Raw genomic sequence first — 7,853 nt, forward strand, 5'->3', positions numbered from 1 at the left:
GCCACTGCCCCACACTCCGGCGATCGAGGAGAACACCACGAACGCCGACAACTCCCGATCACGGGTGAGCTCGTCGAGATGCGCGGCACCGGCCGCCTTGCCCGCCAGCACGCCGGACAGACGATCCGGGGTGAGGGCGCTGATCGGGTCGTCGTCCAGTACGCCTGCCGCGTGGAAGACCGCGTCGATGGGGTGGCGGGCCAGCAGGTCGGCTACCGCCTCGCGGTCGGCGACATCGCAGGCCTCCACGACTGCCCGGGCGCCCAACGTCCGTAGCTCGTCCGTGAGTTCACGCGCTCCGGGCGCGTCCGCGCCCCGTCGGCTGGTCAGTACCAGCTCGGCCGCGCCCTGTTCGGCGAGTTGGCGGGCCAGTCGCGCCCCCAACGCCCCGGTGCCACCGGTGACCAGCACCCGCAGGCCGTCCGCCCTCCACGGCTCGGCCGGAGTGCGGTGAGTACCGTGGTCTGCGGGGGTGGCATGGTGCAGACGGCGGGCCAGAATGCGGGAGCCGCGAAGAGCGACCTGATCCTCCCCACCCCCGGCCAGGACACCCGCCAGCGCCACCAGGTTCTCCTCTTCCACCCGGGACGACAGGTCGACCAGACCGCCCCAACGCTCCGGGAACTCCAGCGCCGCCACCCGGCCCAGACCCCATGCCGCCGCCTGGAGCGCATCCACCGCCCCGTCCGAGCCGGCGGCCGCCACTGCGCCGCGGGTCAGCACCCACAACCGGCCTGCCCCATCGGCATCGGCCAACACCGCCTGCACCAGCGCCAGGGCCGCCTCCGGCCCCTCAGCCGGAGCCAGCACCCCCACCACCGCAGCACCCTCTGACGCGGAGGCAAGTACCTCCGCCAGAGCCGCGCGGTCCGCACCAAGCGGATACTCCACCCGCTCCAGGCCCGGGCACCACTCCTCAAAGCCCGTCAGCACCTCCTGGGAACCGGAGGGCTGAAGCAGCAGCCACCGCCCCTCCAGACGACCGGACGGCAGATCAGCCACCCGCTCCCAGGCCACCCGATACCGCCACGCATCCACCGCCGAGCGTTCCGTGCGCTGCCGCCGCCAAGCCGACAACACCGGCACCACACCCGCCAACGCCTGCTGGTCCACACCCAGCACACCCGCCACAGCGTCCGCGTCCTCGCGCTCCACCGCGGCCCAGAAACCCGCCTCCGCCACATCAGCCACCACACCCGATGCCTCCGCCCCGGCAGGCTCAGGCCAAAACCACTCCCGCTGAAAGGCATACGTCGGCAAAGCGATGGCCGACCGATCCCTTGGAATGACGGCCGCCCAATCCACGGCCCCACCATGCACATGCACATCAGCCATCGCCGCAAGCACTGCCGATGGCTCGTCGCGGTCCTTGCGCAGGGACGGCACGAAGACACAATCGTCGCTGTTCGGCACGCAGGCCTGGGCCATGGCAGTCAACGTGCCGTCCGGACCCAACTCCACAAACCGGGTCACCCCATGCTCGGCCAGCCACGCCACACCATCGGCGAAACGAACCGCCTGGCGCACATGCCGCACCCAGTACTCCGCCGACTCCAACTCCCCTGCGTCGACGGCCTGCCCGGTCACGTTCGACACCACCGCCAATTGCGGCGGGTGGTAGGTGACGCTCTCGGCGACCGTACGGAAGCCCTCCAGCATCGGCTCCATCAACGGCGAGTGGAACGCATGACTCACCCGCAGACGCGACGTACGACGCCCCCGCTCAGCGAACTCCTTCGCGACCTGCGCCACGACCTCCTCGGCCCCGGCGATCACCACCGACCGCGGACCGTTGACCGCCGCAACCGACACCTCGGCCTCCCGGCCCTCCAGCAGCGCCCCGACCTCGTCCTCAGACGCCTCCACCGCGAACATCGCCCCGCCATCAGGCAGTCGCTGCATCAACCGCCCCCGCGCCACCACCAAACGGCACGCATCCTCCAGCGAGAACACACCCGCCACATGCGCAGCCGCCAACTCACCGATGGAATGCCCCACCACGAAGTCCGGCCGTACCCCCCACGACTCCACCAGCCGGAACAGCGCCACCTCCACCGCGAACAACGCAGGCTGCGCCCACTCCGTACGACCCAACACCTCCGCGTCCGCGCCGAAGACCACGTCCCGCAGCCCATCCACATGGACACAGACCGCGTCGAACGCCTCCGCGAAGACAGGGAACGCCTCGAACAACTCACGCCCCATACCCAGGCGTTGCGCCCCCTGACCGGAGAACAGGAACGCCGTCTTGCCCTCCGACACAACCCCCTGCACGCCGCCCTCACCGCAAGCCAGAGTCTCCAACCCAGCGACCAGCGCCTGCCGGTCTGCGCCCAGCACCACCGCACGATGCTCGAACACCGACCGCGTCGACGCCAACGACCAACCCACACCAACCGGATCAAGCTCCGGATGCGACCGCACATGAGCCAGCAGCCGACCCGCCTGCGCCCTCAACGCTTCCCGGCTACGCGCACTGATCACCCACGGCACCACACCGTCCCCCACGGACCCGCCGCTCCGGTCCGGAACGGGGGCAATCTCCTCCCCGGGGGCGGCTTCGAGGATCACGTGCGCGTTCGTGCCGGACAGACCGAACGACGACACACCCGCCCGACGCGCATGCTCCGACTCAGGCCATGACACGGCCTCCGACAGCAGACGCACCTCACCCGCCGACCAATCGACATGCGACGACGGCTCATCCGCATGCAGGGTGGCCGGCAGCATCCCGTGCCGCATCGCCAGCACCATCTTGATCACACCCGCCACACCCGCGGCAGCCTGCGTATGACCGAGGTTCGACTTCACCGACCCCAACCACAACGGCCGCTCCCCCGGCCGGTCCTGCCCATAAGTGGCGATCAGCGCCTGCGCCTCGATCGGATCACCCAGCGCCGTGCCCGTCCCATGCGCCTCCACCGCATCAACTTCGCCAGGAGACACACCGGCCGCCGCAAGAGCAGCCCGAATCACCCGCTGCTGCGAAGGACCATTCGGCGCCGTCAACCCGTTCGACGCACCATCCTGATTCACCGCCGAACCGCGCACCACGGCCAGCACCGGATGGCCATGACGGCGCGCATCCGACAACCGCTCCACCAGCAGCACACCCACACCCTCACCCCACCCCGTGCCATCCGCACCCTCCGCGAACGCCTTGCACCGCCCATCCGCCGCCAGCCCACCCTGCCGACTGAACTCCACAAACGCACCCGGCGTAGACATCACCGTCACACCACCCGCCAGCGCCAGATCACACTCACCCGCACGCAACGCCTGAACCGCAAGATGCAACGCCACCAACGACGACGAACACGCCGTATCCACCGTCACCGCAGGACCCTCAAGCCCCAACACATACGACACCCGACCCGACGCCACACTCGCCGCATTACCCGTGCCGACATAGCCGTCAGCGTTCTGGCCGGAGGCATTGAGCAGATGCACGTAGTCCTGACCGTTCGTCCCCGCGAACACCCCCGTCCGGCTGCCCCGCAACGACCGCGGATCAATCCCCGCCCGCTCCACCGCCTCCCACGACGTCTCCAACAACAACCGCTGCTGCGGATCCATCGCCAACGCCTCACGCGGCGACACCCCGAAAAACCCCGCGTCAAAACCACCCACACCAGCGAGGAAACCGCCCACACGCGCGTACGACCCGGCACCGCCCCGAGCATCCGGATCAGGGTCATACAACCCGCCGGCCTCCCAGCCCCGGTCGTCGGGGAAGTCGACGATGCCGTCCCCACCCTCCGACAGCAGCCGCCACAACCCCTCCGGAGAATCCACACCCCCCGGGAAACGACACCCCATCCCCACGATCACGACCGGATCCTCGGAAACGACCGCCCCGACCACCGGCCCAGCCGACGCCTCCTCCCCCACTACGCCGAACATCTCCCCATACAGGAAGTCAGCCAGCGCCACCGGAGTCGGACAGTCGAACACCACCGCCGCCGGCAACACCACCCCGCACTCCGCACCGAGCACGTTCCGCAACTCCACCGCGATCAGAGAATCGACACCCAACTCACGAAACGCCACATCGACAGCCACCGCCCCCACATCCCGATGACCGAGTGCGGCAGCGGTGCGGGCACGCACCACATCCAGGAGCGCCTTTGTCCCCGAATCGCGGGGCAGAGTGGCGATGCGGGAGCGGATGCTGTCGTGCTGGGAGTCCGTGTTCTGGTCGCCGGACGGCACCTCCGGGAGGTCGCTCACCAGGGCGCTGGGCCGAACGGCCGTGAAGGCCGGTGCGAAGCCAGCCCAGTCGATGTCGGCCACCAGCACGGTCACGTCGCCGGATCCGATGGATACGGCAAGGGCGTCCAGGGCCAGTTCCGGTTCCAGGGCCGCGACAGCGTCTTGTCGGCGGCGGCGTCGACCGGTGGTGGTCGAGGCGACCATGCCGCCGCCCGCCCAGGGGCCCCAGGCGATCGAGGTCCCGGGCAGATCAAGGGCACGGCGCCGCTCGGCCACGGCGTCGAGTACGGCGTTGGCGGCGGCGTACGCTCCCTGCCCGGCGCTCCCGAGGGAACCGGCCAGCGAGGAGAACATCACGAAGGCGGACAGATCCATTCGACGGGTCAGTTCGTCCAGATGGTGTGCGCCCTCTGCCTTGGCCCTCATGGTGACGCCGATACTTTCGGGGCCGACAGCGTCCAGGACGCCGTCGGCCAGCACGCCGGCCGTGTGGAAGACCGAGTCGACCGGGTGTACGTCCAGCAGCCCGGCGAGCGCGTCGCGATCCGAGACGTCACAGGCGGCGATCGTCACCCGCGCGCCCGACTCCTCGAGTGCGGACCTCAGTTCCTGGGCGCCCGGCGCCTGCGGACCGCGTCGGCTGACGAGGAGGAGTTCCTCCGCGCCCCGCTCAACCGCCCACCGGGCCACCCGCGCTCCGAGCGCGCCGGTACCGCCGGTGATCAGCACCGTCCCTCGCGGACGCCACTGTTCCTTCGGCTGCTCCGCACGGGCGTGCACCAGCCGCCGACCGAACACTCCCGTGTCCCGGATCGCTACCTGGTCCTCACCTCGGGGCAGTTCGGTGAGGGCGCCGGCGAGCCGGTCGATCGCCCTGCCGTCCGGCCCGGCAGGCAGATCGATCAGGCCGCCCCACCGCTCAGGCTGCTCCAGGGCGGCCACTCGGCCGAGCCCCCACACGGCTGCCTGTCCGGGCGATGTGGTGGCGTCGGCGCGGCCGCCCGACACGGCCCCACACGTGACGGACCACACCCGGCCGTCCACCTCGGCATCCGCGAGAGCCTGGAGCAGGACGGCGGTCCCTGCGGCCGCCATGCCGGTCCGTTCCTCTCCCAGCGGGAGCAGCGAAAGGACTCCGGCCACGGGTCCGCCCTCCTCGGCGGCGTCACGTAGCTCGTCCGTCAGACGCTCGCGGTCGTGACCGGCGGCGACTACGAGGCGCAGGTCGAATCCACGGTCCTCAAGACCGCTGAGGACGGGTCGGATCGTCGCGTCGGCTTCTTCCGTACCCGTACTCGCTTCGGGCGTGATCACGAGCCAACGCCCGGACACGCCGGGCGTATTGGGCGTTACCGTCAGCCGCTTCCACCCGACGTGATAGCGGCAGGAGTCGACAACCCGGCGGTCGCTCCGCTTCTTTCGCCAGTGGGAGAGTGCGGGAATCACCGTGTCCAGAGCACTGCGGTCGACGTCCAGTTCATCGGCCAGTCCGTCCAAGTCCCCCCGCTCCACCGCCTCCCAGAAATCCCTGTCCACGAGGGCGGAGGCGAACTGCGGACCGGCGATGGGTGCCGGAGCCGGTTCGGCGGGGCCGAGCCAGTAGCGGCTTCGCTGGAACGCGTACGTCGGCAGGGCCACCCGACCGGCCCCGGTGCCCGCGAACAGCGCCGCCCAGCCGACGCCGACGCCACGCACGAAGGCCCGCGCCACCGCCGACAGGAGCGCGTCGGTCTCATCCCGCTCCTTCCGCAGGACGGAGACGAAGACGCAGTCGTCGCTGTTCGGCACGCAGGCCTGGGCCATGGCGGTCAACGTGCCGTCCGGACCCAGCTCGACGAACCGGGTCACCCCATGCTCGGCCAGCCAGTTCACACCATCCGCGAAGCGAACCGCCTGGCGCACATGCCGCACCCAGTACTCCGCCGACTCCAGCTCCCCCACTCCGGCGGCCTGTCCGGTCACGTTCGACACCACCGCCAACTGCGGCGGCTGGTAGGTGACGCTCTCGGCGACCGTACGGAAGTCCTCCAGCATCGGCTCCATCAATGGCGAGTGGAACGCATGACTCACCCGCAGACGGGAGGTACGGCGTCCCTGCGCCGCGAGCTCCTGGGCGAGCTGCGCCACGTCATCGTCAGCCCCGGCGATCACCACCGACCGCGGGCCGTTGACCGCCGCAACCACCACGTCGGTCTCCCGACCCTCCAGCAGCGTCAGTACCTCATCCTCGGACGCCTCGACGGCGAACATCGCCCCACCCGGGGGCAGTTGCTGCATCAACCGGCCCCGCGCCACCACCAGAGCGCAGGCATCCTCCAGCGAGAACACCCCCGCCACATGCGCCGCCGCCAACTCGCCAATGGAGTGCCCGACAAGGAAGTCCGGCCGCACACCCCACGACTCCAGCAGCCGGAACAGCGCCACCTCCACCGCGAACAACGCAGGCTGCGCCCACTCCGTACGATCCAACGCCTCCGCGTCCGCGTCCGCGCCGAAGACCACGTCCCGCAACCCGTCGACACGCGCGCACACCGCGTCGAACGCCTCCGCGAAAACCGTGAACGCCTCATACAACTCCCGCCCCATGCCGAGGCGTTGGGAGCCCTGTCCCGAGAACAGGAAAGCCGTCTTACCCTCGCCCCGGGCGGTGCCGGTGACCAGACCAGCTGCCGATTCCCCGGCCGCCAGCGCCTCCAGACCGGCGATCAACGCCTGCCGGTCGTCTCCCAGTACCACCGCACGGTGCTCGAACACCGCCCGCGTCGACGCCAACGACCAACCCACATTGTGCGGATCAAGCTCCGGCTGCGACCGCACATGGGCCAGCAACCGACCCGCCTGTGCCCCCAGCGCCTCCCGACTGCGCGCACTGACCACCCATGGCACCACACCGTCCACGGGAGCACCGCTCCCGACAGACTCCGAAGCGGCCTCCTGCTCGGGCACGGCCTCCAAGACCACATGCGCATTCGTCCCGGACAGCCCGAACGACGACACACCTGCCCGACGCGGACGATCCCCCTCCGGCCACACAACCGGCTCGTTCAACAACCGGACCGCACCCGCCGACCAGTCGACATGCGAGGACGGCTCATCCGCATGCAGGGTGGCCGGCAGCATCCCGTGCCGCATCGCCAACACCATCTTGATCACACCCGCCACACCCGCGGCAGCCTGCGTATGACCGAGGTTCGACTTCACCGACCCCAACCACAACGGCCGCTCCCCCGGCCGGTCCTGACCGTACGTCGCCAGCAACGCCTGCGCCTCGATCGGATCACCCAACGTCGTGCCCGTCCCATGCGCCTCCACGGCGTCCACGTCCTGCGGGCTCAGACCAGCACTGGCCAACGCCGCCCGAATCACCCGCTGCTGCGAAGGACCATTCGGCGCCGTCAACCCGTTCGACGCACCATCCTGGTTGACCGCCGAACCGCGCACCACGGCCAGCACCGGATGGCCATGACGGCGCGCGTCCGACAACCGCTCCACCAGCAGCACACCGACGCCCTCCGACCAGCCGGTCCCGTCGGCGTCGTCACCGAACGCCTTGCACCGCCCATCCGCCGCCAGCCCACCCTGCCGACTGAACTCCACAAACGCACCCGGCGTGGACATCACCGTCACACCACCCGCCAGCG

General features: G+C 70.1%; 1 protein-coding gene. It reads right to left on the minus strand.

The window, feature by feature from the left end; genetic code table 11:
• The coding region (locus tag FE633_RS44820; RefSeq protein ID WP_246114128.1) for a type I polyketide synthase at nucleotides 1-7,853 on the minus strand (7,853 nt) is incomplete at both ends.

The organism is Streptomyces montanus, assembly GCF_005786655.1.
Lineage (GTDB): Bacteria > Actinomycetota > Actinomycetes > Streptomycetales > Streptomycetaceae > Streptomyces > Streptomyces sporangiiformans.